We start from the raw sequence: 915 nt of genomic DNA, 5'->3' as shown, positions 1-915 counted from the left end.
GGCGTCGCCCAGCAGGCACAGGTGGGGCGGCGCCTCAGCCATGTCCAGGCTCCGCGTGGGGCAGATCGCCTGCCCAGGCGGTGTAGTGGTCTGCCAGTTCGGGGTGCCGCGCCAGCAGGTGGGCGTCGCCCGTGCGCACGTCCCCGATGATGGCGGCGGGCGAGCCCGCCACGATGGCGAAGTCCGGCACCTCGCCGCGCACGCGCGAATGGGCGCACACCACCACGCCCTTGCCGATGCGGCTGCCCGCCTCGACCACGCTGTGCGGGCCGATGAAGCTGTAGGCACCGATCTCGACCGGGGCGCGCACATAGCCGGGCACCTCGCCCTGGTGGCTGGCGTAGGCGCGGCCCAGCAGCCGGATGCTGCGGTGCGAGCTGTGCGTGACGATGCTGACAAAGTTGGTGATCTGCACGCCCTCGGCGATGCGCAGCCCGGCCGTGGCGTTGAGGAAATTGAACTGTCCGATGAACACATGGTCCGCCAGATCCAGCCCGGCCTCGCCCTCGATGCAGGTGCTGGGCGCGATGCGGGTGTGCGGCAGGGGCAGGCCCGCGCGGCCTTGCTCGCCGAACACCATGCGGTAGAAAAGCTGCCGCCAGAGCCGGCGGCGCCAGCGGTTAAGCAAGGCTCTCATGGGGAATATCGCTCCAGAACGCGAGGGCCCGGAAATAGTAGAGGAAGTACGCAGCCATCGCGGCCGAAACGCCCCAGGCCGCGCCCGCGAGCCCGCCCCAGTGGAGCCCGGCTGCCAGCCCGGCGAAAAATACCGCCTGCCCGACGAGGGACAGCCGCAGCGCCCAGGGCTGGGCGCGCCAGGCCAGTGTGACCACGGACAGCGGCGAGGCAATGAAGTGCAGCCCGATGTAGAGCGCCAGGCCGCGTGCCAGCGCTCCGGCATCGGACCACTGCGCG

1 protein-coding gene and 1 pseudogene are annotated in these 915 nt (G+C 71.0%); both read right to left on the bottom strand.

The features are described 5' to 3' along the window. Positions 1-34 precede the first annotated feature (34 nt). Positions 35-637 carry an acyltransferase gene (locus ACDELDRAFT_RS23065; protein ID WP_005801702.1) on the bottom strand — a complete coding sequence of 201 codons (603 nt, stop codon included), beginning with the start codon at positions 635-637 and terminating at the stop codon, positions 35-37. Next, positions 621-915 (bottom strand): annotated as a pseudogene (locus tag ACDELDRAFT_RS23060) (polysaccharide biosynthesis protein); the annotation flags it as partial. The pseudogene ACDELDRAFT_RS23060 and the gene ACDELDRAFT_RS23065, both read right to left, overlap by 17 nt.

The organism is Acidovorax delafieldii 2AN (assembly GCF_000175235.1).
Lineage (GTDB): Bacteria > Pseudomonadota > Gammaproteobacteria > Burkholderiales > Burkholderiaceae_C > Acidovorax > Acidovorax delafieldii_B.
This window is presented reverse-complemented; position numbering and strand designations above follow the sequence as displayed.

Coding starts and splice junctions, on each gene's coding strand:
- ACDELDRAFT_RS23065 (WP_005801702.1), bottom strand. CDS start 637: ATGAGAGCCTTGCTTAACCGCTGGCGCCGCCGGCTCTGGCGGCAGCTT.